Source organism: Enterobacter sp. MF024, from assembly GCF_005843915.1.
Lineage (GTDB): Bacteria > Pseudomonadota > Gammaproteobacteria > Enterobacterales > Enterobacteriaceae > Enterobacter > Enterobacter barmai.
Genome location: NZ_VCBB01000001.1, coordinates 229,999 through 250,670 on the forward strand (window position 1 = coordinate 229,999; position 20,672 = coordinate 250,670).

Annotated in this window: 21 protein-coding genes and 1 pseudogene; 14 read left to right on the forward strand and 8 right to left on the reverse strand. The window is 53.1% G+C overall.

What is annotated here, in order from left to right; all coding sequences use genetic code 11:
• Positions 1-878: 878 nt before the first annotated feature.
• The 8 genes and pseudogenes from FFB58_RS22990 to FFB58_RS01315 all read left to right on the forward strand — a co-directional run bounded on the left by FFB58_RS22990 (position 879) and on the right by FFB58_RS01315 (position 9,464).
• Positions 879-2,009 carry a DUF1983 domain-containing protein gene (locus FFB58_RS22990; protein ID WP_286172532.1) on the forward strand — a complete coding sequence of 377 codons (1,131 nt, stop codon included), beginning with the start codon at positions 879-881 and terminating at the stop codon, positions 2,007-2,009.
• A 150-nt stretch (positions 2,010-2,159) separates the two neighbouring features.
• Positions 2,160-3,908, forward strand: a complete 1,749-nt coding sequence (locus FFB58_RS22925; protein WP_138368739.1) for a LamG domain-containing protein — start codon at positions 2,160-2,162, stop codon at positions 3,906-3,908.
• On the forward strand, positions 3,908-4,210 hold the full coding sequence (locus FFB58_RS01290) for a hypothetical protein (RefSeq protein ID WP_138368740.1): 303 nt from the start codon (positions 3,908-3,910) through the stop codon (positions 4,208-4,210). Before FFB58_RS22925 ends, FFB58_RS01290 begins: the two co-directional genes overlap by 1 nt.
• Before the next feature lie 9 nt (positions 4,211-4,219).
• Positions 4,220-5,218 (forward strand): tail fiber domain-containing protein, encoded by a 999-nt coding sequence (locus tag FFB58_RS01295; RefSeq protein ID WP_138368741.1) that lies wholly within the window; start codon positions 4,220-4,222, stop codon positions 5,216-5,218.
• A gap of 623 nt (positions 5,219-5,841) precedes the next feature.
• Positions 5,842-7,818, forward strand: coding sequence for an alkyl sulfatase dimerization domain-containing protein (locus FFB58_RS01300; RefSeq protein WP_138368742.1), 1,977 nt, complete (start codon positions 5,842-5,844; stop codon positions 7,816-7,818).
• A gap of 51 nt (positions 7,819-7,869) precedes the next feature.
• The gene (locus FFB58_RS01305) at positions 7,870-8,661 is read left to right on the forward strand and encodes a hypothetical protein (protein WP_138368743.1); all 792 of its coding nucleotides are present in this window, start codon (positions 7,870-7,872) and stop codon (positions 8,659-8,661) included.
• Between the two features lie 306 nt (positions 8,662-8,967).
• Positions 8,968-9,138, forward strand: a pseudogene (locus FFB58_RS01310) (isocitrate/isopropylmalate family dehydrogenase); the annotation flags it as partial.
• 68 nt (positions 9,139-9,206) lie between these two features.
• Positions 9,207-9,464 carry a hypothetical protein gene (locus FFB58_RS01315; RefSeq protein ID WP_138368745.1) on the forward strand — a complete coding sequence of 86 codons (258 nt, stop codon included), beginning with the start codon at positions 9,207-9,209 and terminating at the stop codon, positions 9,462-9,464.
• 36 nt (positions 9,465-9,500) lie between these two features.
• On the opposite strand, the gene yncL is transcribed toward FFB58_RS01315, so the two are convergent.
• Positions 9,501-9,695, reverse strand: a complete 195-nt coding sequence (yncL, locus tag FFB58_RS23120; RefSeq protein WP_353620492.1) for a stress response membrane protein YncL — start codon at positions 9,693-9,695, stop codon at positions 9,501-9,503.
• Positions 9,696-9,956: 261 nt separating this feature from the next.
• Here yncL and FFB58_RS01325 point away from each other — a divergent pair, with 261 nt between their 5' ends.
• The gene (locus tag FFB58_RS01325; RefSeq protein ID WP_032617669.1) at positions 9,957-10,205 is read left to right on the forward strand and encodes a GlsB/YeaQ/YmgE family stress response membrane protein; all 249 of its coding nucleotides are present in this window, start codon (positions 9,957-9,959) and stop codon (positions 10,203-10,205) included.
• A gap of 50 nt (positions 10,206-10,255) precedes the next feature.
• Here FFB58_RS01325 and yoaJ read toward each other — a convergent pair whose 3' ends face one another.
• Genes yoaJ through FFB58_RS01340 form a run of 3 tightly spaced genes read right to left on the reverse strand, consistent with a single transcriptional unit; the run spans position 10,256 to position 11,502 of the window.
• Complete coding sequence (yoaJ, locus tag FFB58_RS23125) at positions 10,256-10,330, reverse strand: protein YoaJ (protein WP_073885218.1); 75 nt, start codon at positions 10,328-10,330, stop codon at positions 10,256-10,258.
• Positions 10,331-10,429 (reverse strand): YoaK family small membrane protein, encoded by a 99-nt coding sequence (locus FFB58_RS01335; RefSeq protein WP_032617670.1) that lies wholly within the window; start codon positions 10,427-10,429, stop codon positions 10,331-10,333.
• 44 nt (positions 10,430-10,473) lie between these two features.
• Positions 10,474-11,502 carry a sensor domain-containing diguanylate cyclase gene (locus tag FFB58_RS01340; protein WP_138368747.1) on the reverse strand — a complete coding sequence of 343 codons (1,029 nt, stop codon included), beginning with the start codon at positions 11,500-11,502 and terminating at the stop codon, positions 10,474-10,476.
• 353 nt (positions 11,503-11,855) lie between these two features.
• Here FFB58_RS01340 and FFB58_RS01345 point away from each other — a divergent pair, with 353 nt between their 5' ends.
• Entirely contained in the window at positions 11,856-12,161 is a 306-nt protein-coding gene (locus FFB58_RS01345) for a hypothetical protein (RefSeq protein WP_039029014.1), read from the forward strand.
• A gap of 1 nt (position 12,162) precedes the next feature.
• On the opposite strand, the gene FFB58_RS01350 is transcribed toward FFB58_RS01345, so the two are convergent.
• Entirely contained in the window at positions 12,163-12,507 is a 345-nt protein-coding gene (locus tag FFB58_RS01350) for a DUF488 domain-containing protein (protein WP_138368748.1), read from the reverse strand.
• 100 nt (positions 12,508-12,607) lie between these two features.
• Here FFB58_RS01350 and FFB58_RS01355 point away from each other — a divergent pair, with 100 nt between their 5' ends.
• Positions 12,608-13,318: a CTP synthase gene (locus tag FFB58_RS01355; protein WP_138368749.1), complete on the forward strand. Its 711-nt coding sequence runs from the start codon at positions 12,608-12,610 to the stop codon at positions 13,316-13,318.
• Positions 13,319-13,325: 7 nt separating this feature from the next.
• Here the strand turns inward: FFB58_RS01355 and FFB58_RS01360 are convergent, their stop codons facing one another.
• On the reverse strand, positions 13,326-14,513 hold the full coding sequence (locus FFB58_RS01360) for a CynX/NimT family MFS transporter (protein WP_138368750.1): 1,188 nt from the start codon (positions 14,511-14,513) through the stop codon (positions 13,326-13,328).
• A gap of 99 nt (positions 14,514-14,612) precedes the next feature.
• Between FFB58_RS01360 and FFB58_RS01365 the strand changes: the two genes are divergently transcribed.
• A complete protein-coding gene (locus FFB58_RS01365; RefSeq protein ID WP_138368751.1) occupies positions 14,613-15,401 on the forward strand; it encodes a helix-turn-helix transcriptional regulator in 789 nt (262 codons plus the stop codon).
• Here the strand turns inward: FFB58_RS01365 and FFB58_RS01370 are convergent.
• Complete coding sequence (locus tag FFB58_RS01370) at positions 15,385-15,831, reverse strand: DUF441 domain-containing protein (protein ID WP_039029019.1); 447 nt, start codon at positions 15,829-15,831, stop codon at positions 15,385-15,387. The two genes, FFB58_RS01365 and FFB58_RS01370, sit on opposite strands and share 17 nt — an antisense overlap.
• A gap of 311 nt (positions 15,832-16,142) precedes the next feature.
• Here FFB58_RS01370 and FFB58_RS01375 point away from each other — a divergent pair, with 311 nt between their 5' ends.
• Both FFB58_RS01375 and FFB58_RS01380 read left to right on the forward strand, forming a co-directional pair.
• A complete protein-coding gene (locus FFB58_RS01375) occupies positions 16,143-17,039 on the forward strand; it encodes a diguanylate cyclase (RefSeq protein WP_138368752.1) in 897 nt (298 codons plus the stop codon).
• A gap of 242 nt (positions 17,040-17,281) precedes the next feature.
• Positions 17,282-19,312 carry a TonB-dependent copper receptor gene (locus FFB58_RS01380; protein ID WP_138368753.1) on the forward strand — a complete coding sequence of 677 codons (2,031 nt, stop codon included), beginning with the start codon at positions 17,282-17,284 and terminating at the stop codon, positions 19,310-19,312.
• A gap of 47 nt (positions 19,313-19,359) precedes the next feature.
• On the opposite strand, the gene FFB58_RS01385 is transcribed toward FFB58_RS01380, so the two are convergent.
• Complete coding sequence (locus FFB58_RS01385) at positions 19,360-20,643, reverse strand: YeaH/YhbH family protein (RefSeq protein ID WP_039029290.1); 1,284 nt, start codon at positions 20,641-20,643, stop codon at positions 19,360-19,362.
• Between the last annotated feature and the right edge of the window lie 29 nt (positions 20,644-20,672).

The window sequence follows — 20,672 nt, forward strand, 5'->3', positions numbered from 1 at the left end:
TCAAGAAAGTGGGTAATCCCGCCTGGGTGGGGGAAATTCGCTGGCGCAACACGGCTGGTTTCAACGACACCAACCGATTCACGGTGGCGGAGCCCGCTTATAACTCTGACGGCGTCGCCACTCTTGAGTGTGATGATATCCCCTGGCTGGCCGACACGACGATCAACCAGATTCGACTGGACCTCTCCACCAAACAGGACGCCACAAACTACTACCTGATTGACTGGGTAGCGGTCGGACGGCCAACGCCTGGGGCCGGGATGGCGGCTCTGCAGCAGGAAACGACAGCCCGTGTCACTGGCGACCAGGCGGAAGCCACGGCGCGCGAGACGCTGGCGACGCAGATCCGGGGCGGCTATACCGGTGATGACCCGTCAAAACTGGCATCGGGCCTGCTGTACACCGAGCGCCAGGCACGCATCACGGCGCAGGAAGCTGAGGTGACGGAGCGGAAGAAGCTGGAATCGACCGTAAACGACAACCATGCCGCTGTGACCCAGGAACTGTCAACGCTGACGACTGAGCAGGAGGCGCAGGCCACCACGCTGTCGGGCCTGCAGACCACCGTCGGGAAAAATACCGGCGATATCACGCGCATCGATAAAGCCGTAGCCGATAACAACAAAGCGCAGACTACCGCGCTGGCTGCGGTTAAGGCCACGACCGACAAGAATACGGCTGACATCAGCACGGAAACTACGGCCAGAACGGATGGAGACAGCGCGCTGGGCCGCCGCATCGACAGTCTGAAAGTCGATGTGGATGGCAACACTGCCAGCAGGGATGCCGGTATTGTCGGCAACGTCACCAATGCTCTGGCCAACTTCATGGCGTTCTCGGATCAACGAGTCACTTTTGCGGTTGGTGAAACCAAAACGATGGCCGAGATCACCGACGCCCGTAAGACCGCAGCGGATGCTACCAGTGCCCTGGCGGAGCAAGTCACTACGCTTAAGGCGACCGTTGAGACCAACGGGCAGACCAACACAGCTGCCATTACGCGAATTGATCGGACGGTTGCGGATCTGGAGAGCGCCACGGCAACCAGCATTCAGCAGGTGACGGCATCGATTGGGCAAACCAACGCCAACGTCCAGACGACCAGCCAGGCTGTTGCTGATATCAACGGCAAGCTGAGCGCGCAGTGGGGCGTTAAAGTCCAGGTGGAGGCGAACGGCATTAAACGCATCGCGGGTATCCAGCTGGGCATTGATGCCACGGGCTCCTCTAATTTCCTTGTCAGCGCCGATACGTTCGCGGTTTACAACCCGACCACTACCGGGCAGGAGCTGGTGTTTGCGGCTACCGGCGGGCAGATGTTTTTGCGATCGGTGTTTATCCAGGATGGCACGATTGATAACACCAAAATCGGCAATTACATCCAGTCCAGTACGTGGGATGGAACCGGCAATGTCGGATGGCATATCAACAAATCCGGGTATGCAGTGTTTAACAACGTGACCGTTCGCGGGACTATCTATGCCACCAACGGAGAGTTCAGAGGCACTGTTTATGCTACGGATGGAGACTTCAAAGGCACAGTTTACGCGAACAAAATCGTAGGCGATGTCGTTAATATGTTCTCGTTCCCTGGTGGCAGATTCAGGGGGGATTCAGGCCAGCAAAAAGATTTTTATCGACAGGTTACCTGGGCGGGTGGTGTGCCATATGACGTCACAATCGCTGTTCCGACATTTGTAGTCTGGAATGAAAGTGATACTTATAATGCCGACCTGAGCGCATACATCAATATAAATGGGAGAGATATTACAGTAGTGACTCTTGGTTTAAAACTGTCGTATACGGACGTCAATAACAATAATCGTCAGGTAAATACTTATGTACCTGTCACAGGTAGCCTGGATATTCCGGCAAATTCAGGCCCTGTAACTATACGTATCGGCCTTAGGGGAATTACCAACGGGAATGCTTTCATGAATATGCAGCCATCAATGGCGCTAATCACCAAAAGAAACTCACCAAACTTCTCCAGTTATTCAGGCAGTTAAATTTAAACAGAATGGAGCGTTTGTTTAAATCGGACTGGAAATAATAATCCGGTATGAATATTACGACTCTGCCTTAGCTCGTTCTCCTGATATTCACTACACCCTTATAACCCAGCTCCGGCTGGGTTTTTCTTTTTAAGGACATCACGAATGGCCACACTTGATGACGATTTAGCAAAAGCCGTCTCGGAAGGATTTCGCCTGGCGCAAGGCAGTATCATCAACCAGGACCTGATTTTATCCGGGACCGGTGACGTTACCGTAACTCTGGCTGACGGTTCGAAAAAGACCGGACCGAGCTGGTCAAAGTTGATTGCTGCAGCGACTGCAGCAGGAACCAGCGCTGCAGCAGCTGCAACGTCTGCGACAAACGCTAAAACTTCTGAGACGAACGCGAACTCTTCCAAAACTGCTGCGGCAACGTCTGCGACAAATGCCAAAACCTCAGAGACGAACGCAAAGACCTCAGAAACCAACGCCAAAACGTCTGAGACGAACGCGAACACTTCAGAGAATAACGCCAAAACCAGCGAAACGAACGCCGCAGCATCACTGGCCGCCGCGCAGCTGCTGACATCTGTACCCTATGAAGAAGCCCCGTTCCCTGATGTCTGGTTACCGCTGAATGATGACCTGCGCCTGCTGGCTGGATTTGCGCCATATGACAAGCTGACGATTTCCGGGCAGATGCTTGAGTTGGCAACAAAATCAGCGACAATTATCCGGCCAACCGAAGCGACATATATCGACAAATCCGGTGTGTTGCAGACCGCTAAAATTGATGAGCCGCGCTTTGAAAAAGAGGGGCTATTGATTGAGGGACAGCGCACTAACTATTTCAGGTATTCAAACGATCCTTCGCAATGGAAAAGCGTTAGTAATGTTGATTCAACACTAACGCTTGTTAGCGCTATTGATGGCAATACAAAAGCACCGACAGGACAGTACACCACCACTACTGGCAAAACCAACATGAATCTTCTGGACTCCAGGTCCAACGTTATTGCCCTGGCTATTGGTGAAACACTTTCTATATCGTGTCGTGTTAAATTGTCAGCAAATCTTCGCTTCCGAGTACGAGTGGGGAATGGCACGAGCTACATAGGAGGCTGTTATTACAACCCTCAAGGGGAATTAATCGGTGCTATAGATAAAGTTATTAGCTCTGCCATTCTTGGTTCCGATGGCTATATAACTATTAAAACCACTTATATAGCTGATGTTGAAGGTACGGAATTTTTTGCACAGTTTTTGATTTATGATTTAAATAACGTAAATAATAATATTGCAACTGGCGAAACCTGCGCACTACAAATGCCCCAAGTGGAATTAGGTCCGAATGCAAGTTCGTTTATTATATCAGGGGCTTCCCCGGCTACCCGAGCGGCAGACATTCCTACAATCCAGCGCTCAGGCAATGAAAACTACTTTGGCCCATTTACCTACAGTGCGGAGGTGCACTTAAACGGACCGGTGATTGCCGCAACGTCTACCTCGGCACGTAGAGGGATTCTAAGTTTCTATCCGTCCAGTGCTGAATACGTAATGACATATGTAGACCCTTCATCGTCGTCGGCCTTAGGTAAATTAAGAAGTATGTATGGAGCTTCGAATTTTAATCAAAGCTCCAAGCGCATAGATGATGATTTAATTCATAACGTTGTTTTTTCGACAGACCTTATAAAAAATAGATTAAGCCTTGATGGGGAGATTACTGAAATAGCCACCGCGGCGAGACCTACACCTGGAAATCCCGCCCCTACAGTCCCCGATAAAATACTTATTGGCTGGGGCGCAGGTTCAACAGCATATGGGCAAAGAGTGCTAAACGGCCACATTCGTAATCTGCGCATATGGCACCGGGCATTAACTCTTAATCAAATTAAAGGACTACGCTAATGATGGATTTATATCTGCGATTTACCGACGCTAACGAAATGCGCACGCAATTAATCACGGCGGGATTTGTTGATGATGAAGGGCAGGGTGGTTTATATCACCCTGATATCAGCCTGGATATCGTTGGCGTTATCACTGTCCCTGTTGAAGTTATCAATCCCGGTGAAGAAAACGAAATTATTAAGTACACCACCGAACCCGGCTATCACGTCAATTTGCGCGTCATGAGCGACTCGCTCGATTTATGTGGGCTGAACGACTTTGTGGTTACACCGAAAACACCGGCTCGCGTCTGGGCGTAAGGAAATACTATGGCAAACAGAATAGATACGGCCGAGCTCAGCAGAGCAATAAACGGGTGGTCTGCTGTAGTGGATGCGGCATCGTGGCCCACAGGTAGTTCCACGGTCTATGGTGGTTCACTCAAAACGCAATACACCGTGAACGGGGTGGAAAGGGTATCCGCCGCTCTGCAGATAGTAAAACGTACAGAATGGAACTACTCTATCGCCCGGTTTTATGTCAGCCAGATAGCTGGCGGCACTGACACTCTCCAGAACACATACTTCGACTTCATGTCAAATGGCAACGTGACGTTTGGTGGTCGACTGTATCTGGGCTCACCTGCGCCGGGAGACTGGATATCGGCGGCCAATGGGCACTACTCGGGTGTGTACCTGCCTTATACGCAGGACAATCCGGGTAATAGCGCCATAGGGGCCCTGTCGTGGGGATACCAGCATAGCGGCGGGTACAACCTGCGAACAATGTGGGGCAACGTAGGTAACGGTACGAACGGATGGGCTAACACGTCCATGACTCAATACGCCGATGGCGGTTCTGCGATGCGCTACTGGTATTTCACTCCTACCACGGGGGACTTATCGACTACGGTTGGCGGGAACGGTGGGTTCGCCGGAAGTTATATCTTCCAGAAGGCCGCAACATCAGATGCTACGTTGAAACACGACATTGCATATGACGACGGGAAAGCCTCTTACGAAAACATCAAGAAGCTGAAACCCTGCACGTTCGTGTATAACGGCGATTACCTAGAGCGTGTGCGCCGGGGGATAATCGCCCAGGACGCTTTGCGGGATATCGACAGCGAGTATGTGAAGCTGGTTCCTGCGGCGCCTGAGTTCGACGAAGAGGGAAATCGTTGTGATAAAGATGACACACTGGCTTTGGATAACAACGTCGTCATGATGGATACGGCGCTGGCGCTGCATCACGCGATTGCCAAAATCGAAACACTGACCGCGCAGGTCGCGCAGCTGCAGTCTGAGGTTCAGGCGCTGAAAGCATAACGGCATGTGGATATTCAGCGGCAATGATCAATAGGCACAACCGCCTTGCCCTAATCCATTCTTTAAAATACTGCATATAAATACAGTAAAAATAATAATGTGAGGCATTTCTCTATTCATGATTATCTCAACAACATGATTATCTTCCCTCGCTAGACTACAAATTTAATATTTACAAGGTCTGTAGTTTAAATTCTAAAAGGCAATAAAATTTTATTTAGATATTGCTCGGTTATACTGAATCTTTTGCATAACTAGTTCAATTTATTCCGAATTATATGTGCGTTGTATTTTGAGTGTTTCGCGTAGTTTCGTGACGTTAAATTAACTCTTCATACTAATTCTGGTGTTGGCAACTGACTAATAATACCAAGGAAATCATAGGAATAAAATTATGGGCGTATTTTTTGACAAACCCATTAATTGAGCTACCAAATTTAACTAATTAAAAACAGTGAAAAAATTAACTAGTGAGGTTTGTTTTTCTCCACCTACATTTTTTCTATTGTACTACTTGTCTGGTAGAAACAGTGGGTTATATTCTAAATGCAGGTTACAAATGGTAACTTTTGGGAAAGACTATACTTCTGTTTGTTGCTCCGCTCGACATAGAGAGATATGAAATGAAACTGAAACCCATAGCGAGAGGGCTGGCTCTTGCCGGTCTGCTTTCAACCCTTATTCTTCCTGCCTATGCTGATGTTTCTCCAAAAGATGCAACAGCGGCAACAAAACAAACTAATGACCAGCTTTATAATCAACTTCCATTCTCTGACAACACTGATTTTACCGATGCTCATAAAGGATTTATTGCTCCTCTTCCCACTGAAATAATCCACGGAGAACAAGGAAACGTTGTCTGGAACCCGCAGCAGTATGCATTTATCAAAGAAGGCGAAAAAGCACCGGATACCGTCAACCCCAGCCTCTGGCGTCAGTCTCAATTGATTAATATCAGCGGCCTGTTTGAAGTCACCGATGGTGTGTATCAAATTCGAAACCTCGATCTGTCGAACATGACCATTATCGAAGGCACCACCGGTATTACCGTGGTCGACCCGCTCGTTTCCGCTGAAACGGCGAAAGTCGGGATGGATCTCTATTATAAAAACCGCGGTAAAAAACCGGTGGTGGCGATTATTTACACCCACAGCCACGTTGACCACTACGGCGGCGTGCGCGGCGTGGTGGATGAGGCCGACGTGAAAGCCGGTAAGGTTAAAATCTACGCCCCGGCTGGCTTTATGGAAGCGGCCGTGGCAGAAAACATTATGGCCGGGAACGTGATGAGCCGCCGCGCCAGCTATATGTACGGCAACCTGCTGAAACCGGATGCCAAGGGCCAGGTGGGTGCAGGCCTGGGTACCACCACCTCCGCCGGGACCGTGACCCTGCTTGCCCCGACCAACATCATCGAAAAAGACGGGCAGAAAGAGACCATCGATGGCCTGACCTATGACTTTATGCTGGCCCCGGGCTCAGAAGCACCGTCGGAAATGCTCTGGTATATCGAAGAGAAAAAACTCATCGAATCTGCCGAAGATGTGACCCACACCCTGCACAACACCTACTCCCTGCGTGGGGCCAAAATCCGCGAGCCGCTGCCGTGGTCGAAATACATCAACGAAGCCATCGTGCGCTGGGGTGATAAAGCCGAAATACTGATGGCCCAGCACCACTGGCCGACCTGGGGTAATGAAAACGTCAATAAATTGCTGAAGAGCCAGCGCGACCTGTACCGTTACATCAATGACCAGACCCTGCGCATGGCGAACCAGGGCCTGACCCGGGACGAAATCGCCGCCAACTTTAAGCTGCCGGATTCGCTGGCGCACACCTGGGCCAACCGGGGCTACTATGGCTCGGTGAGCCACGACGTGAAAGCCACCTACGTGCTCTATCTCGGCTGGTTCGACGGCAACCCGGCCACCCTGGATGAGTTGCCGCCGGAAGAGGCCGCGAAGAAATTCGTTGAGTACATGGGCGGTGCTGACGCAATTATGCAGAAGGCCAAAACCGACTTCGATCAGGGTAACTACCGCTGGGTAGCGCAGGTGGTGAGCAAGGTGGTGTTTGCCGATCCTAACAACCAGGCGGCCCGTAATCTTGAAGCGGATGCGCTGGAGCAGCTGGGCTATCAGGCCGAATCGGGTCCGTGGCGTAACTTCTACCTCACCGGCGCGCAGGAGCTGCGTAACGGCGTGGTGAAAGGCCCGACCCCGAACACCGCCAGCCCGGATACGGTGCGGGCGATGACGCCGGAGATGTTCTTCGACTATCTGGCGGTGCACATCAACGGCGAGAAAGCCGGGACGGCGAAATCGGTGTTTAACATCGACCTTGGCAGCGACGGCGGCAAATACAAACTGGAGCTGGAGAACGGGGTGCTGAACCACACCGCCAACGCCGAAGCCACCAATGCCGATGCCACCATTACCCTGAACCGCGATACGCTGAATAAAATTATCCTCAAGGAGACCACCCTGAAACAGGCTGAGGAGAGCGGCGCGGTAAAAGTGACCGGTGACGGTGCGAAGCTGGATACGATGCTGGGCTATATGGATAAGTTCGAGTTCTGGTTCAATATCGTAACACCATAAATAATTCCCCCTGCGGCTTCAGCGCTGCAGGGGCTTGCTTCAGGTAATCCTATGCGTGTTTCATATTCGATTTTGTCTTCAATATTATGCCTTGCTTCATCTTATGCCTTAGCTGCGCAAGAGCATGCCTCGGATGCGGCACAAGCGAACAACCCTCTGGCGAATATGACCGCATTTAACATGCAGAACTATTATATCGGAGATATCAGCGATACGGATGAAGATGCAAATCAATTCTGGTTCCGTTATGCGCAGCCATTTTCTCTTGGTGAAAGTAAATGGCTATTACGTGGTTCGTTACCGATTAACACCTATCCTGTTGCGCCCACAGGCGCGCATAAAACAGGCCTGGGTGATCTGAATTTATTCGCGTCCTGGCTTATTGATACCGGTAATCCGGCTGTAAGTTTTGGTTTTGGTCCGCAAATTACCGCTCCGACCGCTACGGAAGATGCACTTGGAACAGAAAAATGGTCCGCAGGACTGGTTAACGTCCTCTTTAATGCCAGTTCGCCGAAATTCCAGTATGGCTATCTGGCCTCATGGCAACACAGCTTTGCCGGAGAAGACAACCGCAGTGATGTGAACCTCGGCACTTTCCAACCCTTTTTATTTTATCAGTTGGGTGGGGGGACCTATTTACGAGCGGCACCCATCTGGGTCTACAACTTCCAGAACGACAGCTATAGTGTCCCGATGGGGTTAGGGGTAGGGCAGGTAATTAAACAAGGTAAAACCGTCTATAACTTTTTTGTAGAGCCCCAGGGCTCGGTTGCAGACCACGGGCCGGGAATGCCTCGCTGGCAGGTTTTCTTTGGATTGAATCTTCAGTTCATGAATTAATCCATTGCATTACCAATAAACGCAGGACGATGGCTAACTGTGCATTACGTCACTTCTTTTTGCGATGACAATAGCGGGTGACCCACATCCTCACTGGTCACCCGTTAGTTTTGCATTGTCCGCTTCTGGGACTTAATAGATAAATAGTTTTGAGCGGGTTTAGCACTCCTAATGGTGAAAAGTGGTTATCAAAACTTTGGGCCGCTATAGCAAAAACAAGGAGTTAGAAAGCAGCTCAAATAAGCCCTCAAAGTTGATTTTTCTTTATAATTATTTTATAAAGCAATGGCTTACAATGATTTCGTGGAGCTACTGCTCCGTCATATGGAATGGTTCGAAGCCGCAGACCTGATTGTTAAAGGTATGGAAGGCGCGATCAACAACAAGACCGTGACCTACGATTTCGAACGTCTGATGGAAGGCGCTAAGCTGCTGAAATGTTCAGAGTTTGGTGACGCAATCATTGAAAACATGTAATCCGGTATCGGATTAAACAAGAACGGGAGCCGAAAGGCTCCCGTTTTTTTTTGGGATACGGAGGAGGAATGATGCTTGATGACACTGAACTGCGCCGCATCGCTGCAGGCGATCTTTCCAAAATAACCGCAGCAGAGCTTGCCACAGAACTGCTCTCACTGCGTCAGGAAAATACCCGCCTGAAACAGCTTCTCGCGACGGAAGTAAAGCTCCCTTACGTCAGCGCAAGCCCGGTATGCGATATTGAGGCAGGGTACGCTGCAGGCGTCACGGACAGCAAAGAGGCGATACGTCGGGCAGGGTTCTTCATCGAAGGGGATGATTAAAAGATGAAACCCGGCGGGATGCCGGGTCTGCTCACATTAAAACCAGTTAAATTTGTCAGAGAGTATCAGTAACAACGAACTGGCACAAACAAGGTTAATACAAATCACGAATCTGCTGGAAACATTCATGTTATCAATACCATTAAGGCTGTTCTGGGATTGTGTTAATAAGCGTAATAGCAAAATCCAGAACGTCAAATGGCAGAATGAAGGACAAAAAAAAGCCCACATAAAGTGGGCAAGAAATACTGGAAGCAATGTGAGCAATGTCGTACTGAATACCTGAGTGTTTTGCTCAACTATTCAGTGTTGAGAAAGATAATGTTTCTCATTAACGATTGCAACCCCAATTTTTGTGCGGAACACAGGTTTGCCGACTAATTCTTAATTTTTTCGCGTGATGGTAATCACAAACTTGCATTTCTGAATCCTGTGCTAAGCTTTCTGTGTACTTGATTTGACGACAAAAACCATACAGAGAGGAAAGCAGTTATGGGAATCATATCCTGGATTATCTTTGGGCTTATCGCGGGTATTCTGGCTAAGTGGATCATGCCGGGCAAAGATGGCGGTGGATTCATCGTTACAGTCATTCTGGGGATCATCGGTGCCGTGGTCGGCGGCTGGATCAGTACCCTCTTCGGTTTCGGCAGAGTCGATGGCTTCAACTTCGGCAGCTTTATGGTCGCGGTAATTGGTGCGCTGGTTGTGCTGTTCATTTACCGTAAGGTGAGAAGCTAACCCGACATTGCAAAAAAAAGACCGCCAAGTGGGCGGTCTTTTTACGCGATTTACCACCAGCCTAGCTGGCTACCGGCAACGGCCACAATGGCGACAATCAGCATAATAATCGTCGTTTTTCTCATTTATCCCCCGGGCGCAGCGTAGCCGCCGACAAAAAACCACGTTAAAAAAATCACCGCCGTAATAAAGATTACGATCGGGAACAGAATACCAAGCCGCATGCTATCACCTGTCCTGAAATGCGAAACCCGTTGAGTGTACGGGGTTAATCGATATTGAGAAAGGGCGTTTTCATTTTCCCTTTTTTATCGCTGTACATGGCCGCATCGGCTGCCCGCAGGGCGCTGTCGGCATCCAGTTGGGCCGGATCCACCTCAATCACGCCAATACTTGCGCCCGGATAAACGATATGCACATCCCCGAGCCAGTATTCACCGGCAATCTGCGCGCTCAGCTGCGTTTTCATTACCGTTAACGGGATCTGCTCCCCGGTCTCACGATCCTGACTCAGACAGGCCACCAGGAATTCATCCCCGCCCAGCCTGCCGACGATATCATCGTCGTCGCGTCCGTCGTTCAGCCGTTTACCCACCTCAACCAGAAAGCGGTCGCCCGCCTCGTGACCAAAGCGATCGTTGATGAGCTTAAAATCATCCAGATCGATGTACGCGATGATGGCGTTACGGTTCAGATGACGCGCCAGCGAAAAGAGGGTGGTGAGATTGTCAAAGATGGCGCGGCGGTTAGGCAGCCCGGTAAGGGCATCGGTATAGGAGTACGCAATCAGGGCGGCGTTCGCTTCACGCAGCTGATTCACCAGCGACTCTTTCTCAATGTACTGGGCGATGAGTCCGGCGAAGAGCTTTAAGACATGCTCACCGCGTTCGCTCAACTCCTGTTTGCGGGTGCTGGTGGCGCACAGGGTGCCGTAGAGCGAACCATCGGTCAGATGAATGGGGATGCTCATGTAGGTAGTGATACCCAGCGCTTTTGCGGCGTCGCAGTCGGCAAAACGTTCGGGAACGCTATCGCTGTAGAAGCAGTCGGAATCGATCGCCCGTTTACACAGCGTCTCGTCCCAGGGAACGCTTAGCCCTTCCGGAATGTGCATCTGCTTGCTGTTTCTGGCGTAGAGAATGTGCTGCAGACGGGCGTTGATATCAATTTTGGTGAGGTAGGTGGACTCCATATCCGTCACCACCTCCAGCATTTCGAGCAGCTGACGCACCAGGCTTTCAAGTGATTGCTCAGTGCTGAGCGTTTCTGAAACACGGGCAAGAATAATATCCGACATGACGCTGCTCAACTCCCCTACAGATGACCTCTGTACCTGACTGTTTTGCTGAAAGATTCGACGGCGGATAGTAAAACATGAATTGAAAACATTTCATATATTCAGGCGAGGAACGACAAATTCTGGCAGGGAAAAAAGCCCCGGCGCAGGGCCGGGGAAAGTAACATCTTGATTACGGAATGATGTTCTCTGGTCAAGGCGAGAACGACCTCACTATAGCGATGAAACATGTCGGCATAATGAAGAAATCATGGAGAAAAATTCACCTGTTCACCCTGGTGACAGAGCCTTTTGGCTGAGATAAAATCCGCACTAAGAAAATTCTTATATACAATATTCAGACACGAGGAAGCATGTTTCAGTTAAATCCGGGCAGCCTGGCGATGATTATTGGTGCCCGCACGCCAGCAGGGCGTCGCAATATTGGCAAATCCGTTGAGCTGTTCAGCCTTTGCCATCCGGGAGAGCGGTTTTTAAATCCGGTCAACGGCGTGATGACAGAGCTGCCGCCATCTGCACAGCGCCCCCTGTGGCTGGTGACCGGGGATGTCTGGTCGGTGGATAATCAACACGGCTTTGCGTTTGTGCGCCCGGAATACCTGATGCCGCTCACGCCTGAAGAGGCGCCGGAAACCCTCGACGCCCTGATGCTGGACTGACTTACAGCTCGCGCAGCCAGGCGGCTAACACCCGCGCGTGATTCTGCTGCGGATCTTTTGCGCCGTAGAGCAGCGTCACGGTCTGCTTGTCCGCCAGGCGGGCAATGCGCCGTCCCTCATCCTCATGTAATGCCAGCTCCTGACGATAGGCTTCGCTGAAGCTGGCAAAGTCGATCGTCTCGCTGTGAAATGCCTTGCGCAGTTCATTTGACGGTGCCAGCGTCTTACACCACTCATCACACGCCAGCGTCTCTTTTTTCATACCCCGCGGCCAGAGCCGATCCACCAGGATCCGGTAACCATCCCCCTGGCTGGCCTCGTCATAAAGACGTTTGCAATGAATCATTCTCTTGCCCCTCAATTTAAGGTGTTGTGATAACAACGAAAGATCGGTAGTCTGACGCGCCTTATGTTATCTGATATTTATCTGGCATAAGGATCACTCTATGGAACTCTCTCCGGTAAAAGATACCCTCCGAATTGCACTGGTCGGCGACTACAATCATGACGTGCTGGCTCACCAGGCGATCCCTCTGGCCATTGACGATGCCGCTGCGGTGCTGGACATTACCGCCGACTACGACTGGCTGGCGACAACCGAATTAACCAGCCCGGAAGACCTGGTCGGCTACGACGCACTCTGGCTGGTTCCTGCAAGTCCGTATAAAAACACCGAAGCCGCGTTCATTGCCGCGCGCTATGCCCGTGAAAACAGCGTGCCGTTTCTGGGCACCTGCGGTGGATTCCAGCATGCGCTCATAGAATATGCGCGTAACGTGCTGGGCTGGGAAGATGCCGCCCACGCGGAAACCGATACCGAAGGCCGGATGGTGATTGCCCCGCTGACCTGCTCGCTGGTGGAGGTCGCCGATACCATCGAACTGCGCGCCAACACCCTGATCGCTAAAGCCTATGGTCAGGAAGAGATCGAGGAGGGCTATCACTGCAACTACGGCGTATCGCCTGAGTTCGCGCAGGCGCTGGATAAAGGCGATATGCGCGTCACCGGCTGGGACGCGCAGGGCGAGATCCGCGCCGTTGAGCTGGTAACGCATCCGTTCTTCGTGGCGACGCTGTTCCAGCACGAGCGCGCCGCCCTTGCCGGGCGTCCTGCGCCGCTGGTGCGGGCTCTGCTTCGCGCGGCGCAGAATTACTGAAGACAACTTAGCCCGGTGTGATCTCCCGGTCACGCCCGGCAAGCATACCGCACACCGCCATGATGACTGACACCAGCGCGCAGGCAAGCAGTGGGATCCGCCAGTCGCCGTTGGCATCATGGATTTTACCCATTAACGGTGGACCACAGGCGGCAAGCAGATAACCGACCGACTGCGCCATCCCGGAAAGCGCCGCCGCCTGATGAGCCGAGCTGGCACGCAGGCCGATAAAGGTCAGGCCGAGGATCATGGTGGCACCGGAGCCAAAGCCAAATATTAGCGTCCACATCACCGCCATATCCGGCATAAACCACAGCCCGGCCGCGCTCACCGCGCACATCATTGCCGCCAGCCCGGCGACACCGCGCTGATCCTTCAGGCGAAGCAGGATCAACGGCACCACAATTCCCGGCGCGGCGGTCGCCAGCTGTAACAGCCCGTGCAGGGAGCCCGCCTCGGTTTCGCTGTAGCCATGACTCTGCAGGATCGCCGGAAGCCAGCCGATAATCACATAGTAAATCAGCGAGTTGATCCCCAGAAACAGCGTCACCTGCCAGGCGAGCGCAGAGCGCCAGATCCCCCGGTTTTGCAGCGCGCGGGCGCCGCTCAGGGAGCCGGCGGGGCGCTGACGCCACTGCGGCAGCCACAGCAACAGCGCCAGCAAAGGAAACGCCATCAGCATCAACAGCGCCCCGTGCCAGCCCGCGCCGCTCAGGGCGACGGGCACCACCAGCGCCGAGCCCAACGCGGCGGCGGCCCCCATGGTCAGAGAGTACGCCCCGGTCAGTTTTGCCACCTGGCCGGGAAAATCGCGCTTGATAAGCCCTGGCAGCAGCACGTTGCCCAGCGCAATGCCGCAGCCAATGACGGCGGTGCCGCCAAACAGCAGCGCTGCAGAGGGCAACGAACGCAGGGCAATCCCGGCAATAATCAGCAACAGGGCGATGAACAGGCTGCGCTCCATCCCGATACGCCGGGCGAGCCCGGCCGCCAGCGGGGAGATCAGGGCAAAGGCCAGCAGGGGCAGGGTGGTGAGCAGCCCGGTCTGGGCGGTGGTCAGGGCGTAATCGGCGCGAATAGCGTCAAGCAGCGGCGCGGCCCCGGTAAAGGTCACCCGCAGCGAGGTGGCAATCAGCAAAATTCCGGCGATCAACAGCGCTCGCTGTTTACCGGTGGCAGAAAGGGCAAGGGTCATGAGTATCTCTTACGTCGAAATGAGCCTACAGGATACGCATTTTCACGCTGGCTGAAATCAGGCTAAAATGACAGATTATCGCTAATATCGGACAAGATTATGATTGGCCTCGGCCTTGAGGGATACGATCCCGACAGCCAGCACGACCCGGCGGTGGCGTTTCATGTGCGCGTGGTGGCAGACGAGCAGCGCATCCCGCGCCACCAGCACCGCAAAGGACAGCTCATTCTGGCCCTGCACGGCGCAATCACCTGCGAAGTGGAAAATGCCATGTGGATGGTGCCGCCGCAGTTTGCCGTCTGGATCCCCGGCCAGCTACCGCACAGTAACAAGGCGACACCCAGCGCCCGACTCTGCTTTTTATTTATCGAACCCGACGCCGTGTCGCTGCCGGATCGCTGCTGCACGCTAAAAATTTCCCCCCTGGTGCGGGAGCTGATCCTCACCCTGGCCGAGCGCAGCCCGGACGTGCAGGAGCCGGCGACCCGGCGGCTGGTGGAGGTGCTGTTTGATGAACTGCCCCGCCAGCCCCAGGAGCAGCTGCAGCTCCCGGTATCCACGCACCCCAAAATTCGCCTGATGAGCGACACCATGGCGCAATCCCCTGCCGAATGGCAGACGCTGCACCAGTGGGCGCGCCATTTTGCGATGAGCGAGCGCAACCTCGCCCGGCTGGTGGTCAGCGAAACCGGGCTCAGTTTTCGCCGCTGGCGGCATCAGCTTCAGCTGATTGTCGCCCTGCAGGGGCTGATTAGCGGGCAGTCGGTGCAGCAGGTGGCGCATCATCTGGGTTATGACTCCACCACGGCGTTTATCACCATGTTCAAAAAGGGGCTGGGCCAGACCCCGGCCCGGTATATCGCCAGCCTCGCTACGACTTTCCGATAAACAGCGACACCAGTCCGGCGGCAATAAGCGGCCCGACCGGGACGCCGCGAAACAGCGCCACGCCCAGTACCGTACCTACCAGCAGTCCGGCCACCAGCGTAGGCTGGGAGCTCATCAGCGTGACGCCGCGCCCGCCGAGCCAGGAGACAAATACCCCTACGGCAATGGCGATAAGCGATTTCCAGTTCATAAAGGCGTGGATCAGCGTCGAGGCCGGTAAGGTACCGCTGGCAATGGGTGCCATCACGCCGATGGTGAGGATGATAATCCCGATGGTCAGCCCCTGTTTTTCAATCCACGGGAAAAAGGTGTTAAGCGGCGTCACCCGGACAATGATCAGCACCAGAATCGAGATCGCCACCGTGGTGTTATGGCTGACGAAGCCCAGCGCGGCCAGAGCCAGAAGAATGAGCAGGGTAGGGTCAAACATGTTGTATTCCTTGCCAAAAATAAAAAAGTAAGCCTGCTTACTTTACGCCCTCGCACGCCTGTAAAAAGGGTTATGGGAAAAAAAAGTATTGATTTGGGCGATTGCCTGAAAGGGGCCGGGCAGCGCGGCGGGAACCCGTTTCGTTGACGATAAGCCCTTTCTACTACAGAAGGTTATTTACAGATATTTGGAAACATTCATTTCGTATCTTTATTAGTAGCGGGCTATATAATCTTTAAATGCCCTTACAAATATTGAGATTTAATTTGATATGATCTTTTTCGTTATTAATTTGTTAATTGCGAGGTCCAATGAACCGGAAATTCAAAGAGATTGATGAAACCGTTCGCGGGCTGAACCAGTCAACGGATGCGCACTTTAAGTGGTTGGTAAAGTTATTGCGCTTTATTGATAGCGGTGATGTCGATATACCCGAAATATGCAATGACGATGCCCACCTGCATTGCGAGTTTGGACACTGGTTAAATACTCGCTTACTGGAGGAGCGGGAAGACACAAACTTTTTACTGGATATTAACAAAAAGCATATATGCGTGCATCAAACCTGTCGGAGTCTGATTACCGCCATTGAGCATCGGCGGCAAAAAAGTGAAGATTTCGATCTTTTCGAACAATCGTTGCTGGCTTTTACCGATGCCCTGACCACTTATAAAGTACATTTGCTGCAGCTGCGTACCAGCTACGATGCCCTGACCGGTCTGCCGCTGCGACGCATTCTTGATGAGTCGTTCTGCAGCATGAATAAAGAGCTGGGTGCCGAGGGGCTATACCTGCTATTACTGGATATCGATCACTTTAAAAAAGTGAATGATAATTACGGTCATCTTAACGGGGATATTGTTCTGCGTTCGCTGGCGATGAATGTCAGCAATAATATTCGCCGCTCTGAGTCAATGTATCGCTACGGTGGCGAAGAGTTTATTGTTGTTCTGCATGCCACCAACGACCGGGAAGCGGTTACCATCGCCGAACGGCTTCGTCGTGATATTTTTCGTCTGGAAACTATCGCTGGAGAGCATATTATTCGCATTACTTTTACCGGCGGCTTAACGCGTATTCATCAGGAGGAGACGCTCAGGGAAGTACTTGAGCGAGCAGATATTGCGTTATATACCGGCAAAAAAAGCGGGCGTAATTGCACCCATTTAATTAACAGGGATCTGCAAACCCAGAAGTATTGCGATTAACGAACAGGCCAGTTATTAATTAACTGGCTTGCTTATTTGTGCGGTCGGTCTGCCTGAACTGGCAGTATTAATTTTTTCAACTCTTTTCTGTACCTCTTATTCTCTTCACCCGGCGTTGTTATGGCGCTTACCCTTCGGCAAAATTTTACTCCAGTTTATGTGCCTGCTCGTTAAGCGCTTTCGGTAGCGAAAGGATTCGGTTTGCAGCGGTACACCACGCCATCCTTAGCTCAGGCACAGAAATGAAAAAAGTAAAATTTACCCCCCATCCGCTGGCCGTGGGGCTGCTGATCGCTATCTCCGGCACCAGCCTGGCGGCAGAGAATAGCCGCACGGCGCCGGTAGACGATCAGGATGTGATCACCGTGACGGCACCGGTGCTATCTCCTCTGGAAGTGGTGACATCGCCAAAAACGCCGCGCCAGCCGGTCCCGGCCAGCGACGGCTCGGACTACCTCAAAACCATCCCCGGCTTTAGTCAGATCCGTAACGGCGGCAGCAATGGCGATCCGGTATTTCGCGGCATGTTTGGCTCCCGCCTGCGCCTGCTGACTAACGACAGCGAGATGCTCGGTGCCTGCCCGGCACGAATGGATGCCCCCAGCTCGTACATTTCCCCTGAAAGTTACGATCTGCTGACGGTCACCAAAGGGCCGGAAACGGTGCTCTGGGGGCCAGGTAACTCTGCCGGGACGGTACGTTTTGATCGCGAACCGCCGCGCTTTGACAGCGCAGGCATCAAGGGTGACGCCAGCTTCCTCGCCGCCTCTAACGATCGCTTCGACGAGAACGCCGACGTCAGCTTCGGTAACGACACCGGCTATGTTCGCCTCAACGGCAATAAATCGAAATCGGGCGACTACAAAGACGGCAACGGCGATCGCGTGGCATCGAAGTGGGACAAGTGGAACACCGATCTGGCGGTTGGCTGGACGCCGGACGCCGATACGCTGCTGGAACTGACCGCCGGGCAGGGTAACGGCGATGCCAGCTATGCCGGGCGCGGTATGGACGGCTCTCAGTTCAAACGCGAAAGCCTGGGCCTGCGCTTTAAGAAAGAGAATATCGGCGAGGTCTTCGATTCGCTGGATATGAGCGTCTACTACAACTATGCCAACCACATCATGGACAACTATTCCATGCGTTCTCCGGACTCCGGTTCCATGAACGGGATGCCAATGGGGTCGATGAATATGTCGATGCCGATGGAGAAACAGGTCGATCGCCGCACCGTCGGCGGCAGAATGATGGGCACCTGGCTGTGGTCAGATTTCCAGCTACAGAGCGGGCTGGATATGCAAACCAACACCCACCGCAGCAATGAAGATGACGAGAATACAGGCTGGCAGGAGGACGCGCGTTTTCACGACTACGGCGCCTTCAGCGAGCTGACGTGGAATGCGACCAATCTGAGTAAAGTGATCGGCGGCGCGCGTCTGGATAAAGTCGAAGTGGATAACTACACCGGCATCGGCAGCGACAGCCGGGAAGATACGCTCCCGGCGGGCTTCCTGCGCGTGGAGCACAATCTGGGCACTATGCCGGCGATGGTTTACGCCGGGCTGGGGTATACCGAACGCTTCCCGGATTACTGGGAGCTGTTCTCGCCCACCTATGGTCCGGACGGCACCTCGGACGTGTTTGATAATCTGAAGCCAGAGCAAACCACCCAGCTTGATATCGGAGCCCAGTACAAAGGCGAGCGCACCACCGGATGGGTTTCCGCCTATGTCGGGCGCATCAATGACTACATCCTGTTCATCTACGATCCGGACGACTCCCACGTCAGCCAGGCCGACAACGTCGATGCCACCATTATGGGCGGTGAGATGGGCGCGTCGTATCAGCTGAGCGATCAATGGAAAACCGACGCGACCCTGAACTACTCCTGGGGCCAGAACACCGACGATCACCAGCCGCTGCCGCAGATGCCGCCGCTGGAGGCGCGTCTTGGACTGACGTGGGAGAAGGGCGATCTGAGCTCAACCGGGCTGCTCCGTATGGTCAGCCCGCAGCATCGGGTGGCGATGAACGAAGGTAACGTGGTCGGGAAAGATTTCGATCAGAGCGCCGGGTTCGCGATCCTCTCCGCTAATGCGGCGTACAAGGTGAATAAGTACCTGAAGCTCAGTACCGGCGTCGATAACCTGCTGGACAAGAACTACAGCGAACACCTGAACCTGGCGGGGAACAGTAGCTTTGGTTACTCCTCGGACACCCCGGTGAATGAGCCGGGCCGCACGGTGTGGGCGAAGATGAACGTGACGTTCTGAGGCGTGACAGCCAACGTAAAACCGCCGGTCAGTGACCGGCGGTGGCGTTAACTGTTGCTGGTGGCAGATTGCTTGTGGAAAAGCTCTCTGAATACCGGATAGATATCTTCCTGGTCGCGAATGTGCTGCATCGCGAAGTTATCAAACGTGGTTTGCAGATGTTCATACTCACGCCATAGCGTCTGGTGGGCGCGGCGGGTGATCTCGATATAGCTGTAGTAACGCACCACGGGCAGCAGTTTTTTCGCCAGAATTTCATGACACAGCGGCGAATCGTCTGCCCAGTTATCACCATCCGACGCCTGCGCGGCATAGATGTTCCACTGCGCCGGGTCGTAACGCTCTTTCACCACTTCATCCATCAGCTTCAGGGCGCTGGAAACAATCGTCCCGCCGGTCTCCTGCGAGTAGAAGAACTCGTGTTCATCCACCTCTTTGGCCTGAGTGTGGTGGCGAATATAGACTACCTCCACGTTCTTATAGGTTCGGCTCAGGAACAGATAGAGCAGAATATAAAAGCGCTTCGCCATGTCCTTGGTGGCCTGATCCATCGAGCCCGAGACGTCCATCAGGCAGAACATCACCGCCTGGCTTGAAGGCTCGGCACGTTTTTCATAGTTCTTGTAACGCAGGTCAAAGGTGTCGATAAAGGGCACGCGCTCGATTTTGGCGCGCAGTTCGGCAATCTCTTTGCGTAAACGCTCCTCTTCCAGCAGCTGCGCGGGTTCGCTGTTTGCCACGCTATCCAGGGTGGCTTCCAGCTCGCGCAGTTCACGCTTTTTGCCCGCCGTCATGGCGGTACGGCGCGCCAGAGAGTTCTGTAGCGAACGCACCACGCTGATGTTGGCCGGAACGCCGTTAGCGGTGAAACCGGCCCGGTGCGTTTTATATTCGTTCAACTGACGATGCTGGTTCTTCTTCAGATTTGGCAGAGCCAGATCTTCGAACAGCAGATCCAGGTACTCATCTTTCGAGATCTGGAAGACAAATTCGTCCTGTCCTTCACCGTCCTGGCTGGCCTGGCCCTGACCACTCCCGCCGCCACCGCCGCCGCCCTGAGGACGCTCGATACGGTCGTTCTGGACAAAATGGTCATTACCCGGATGAACGCGATGGCGCAAACCGCCGCGTCCCTGATGGAACATCGGTTCGCTAATGTCGTCCGTCGGGATAGAGACGGACTCCCCGCTGTCTACGTCGGTCACCGAACGCTTGTTAATGGCCTCGGAGATCGACTGTTTGATTTGCGCTTTATAACGACGCAAGAAGCGCTGGCGGTTCACCGTGCTCTTGTTTTTGCCGTTAAGACGCCGGTCAATAAACCAGGTCATATGCCCCCCGTACTGCATTTGCCAACTTG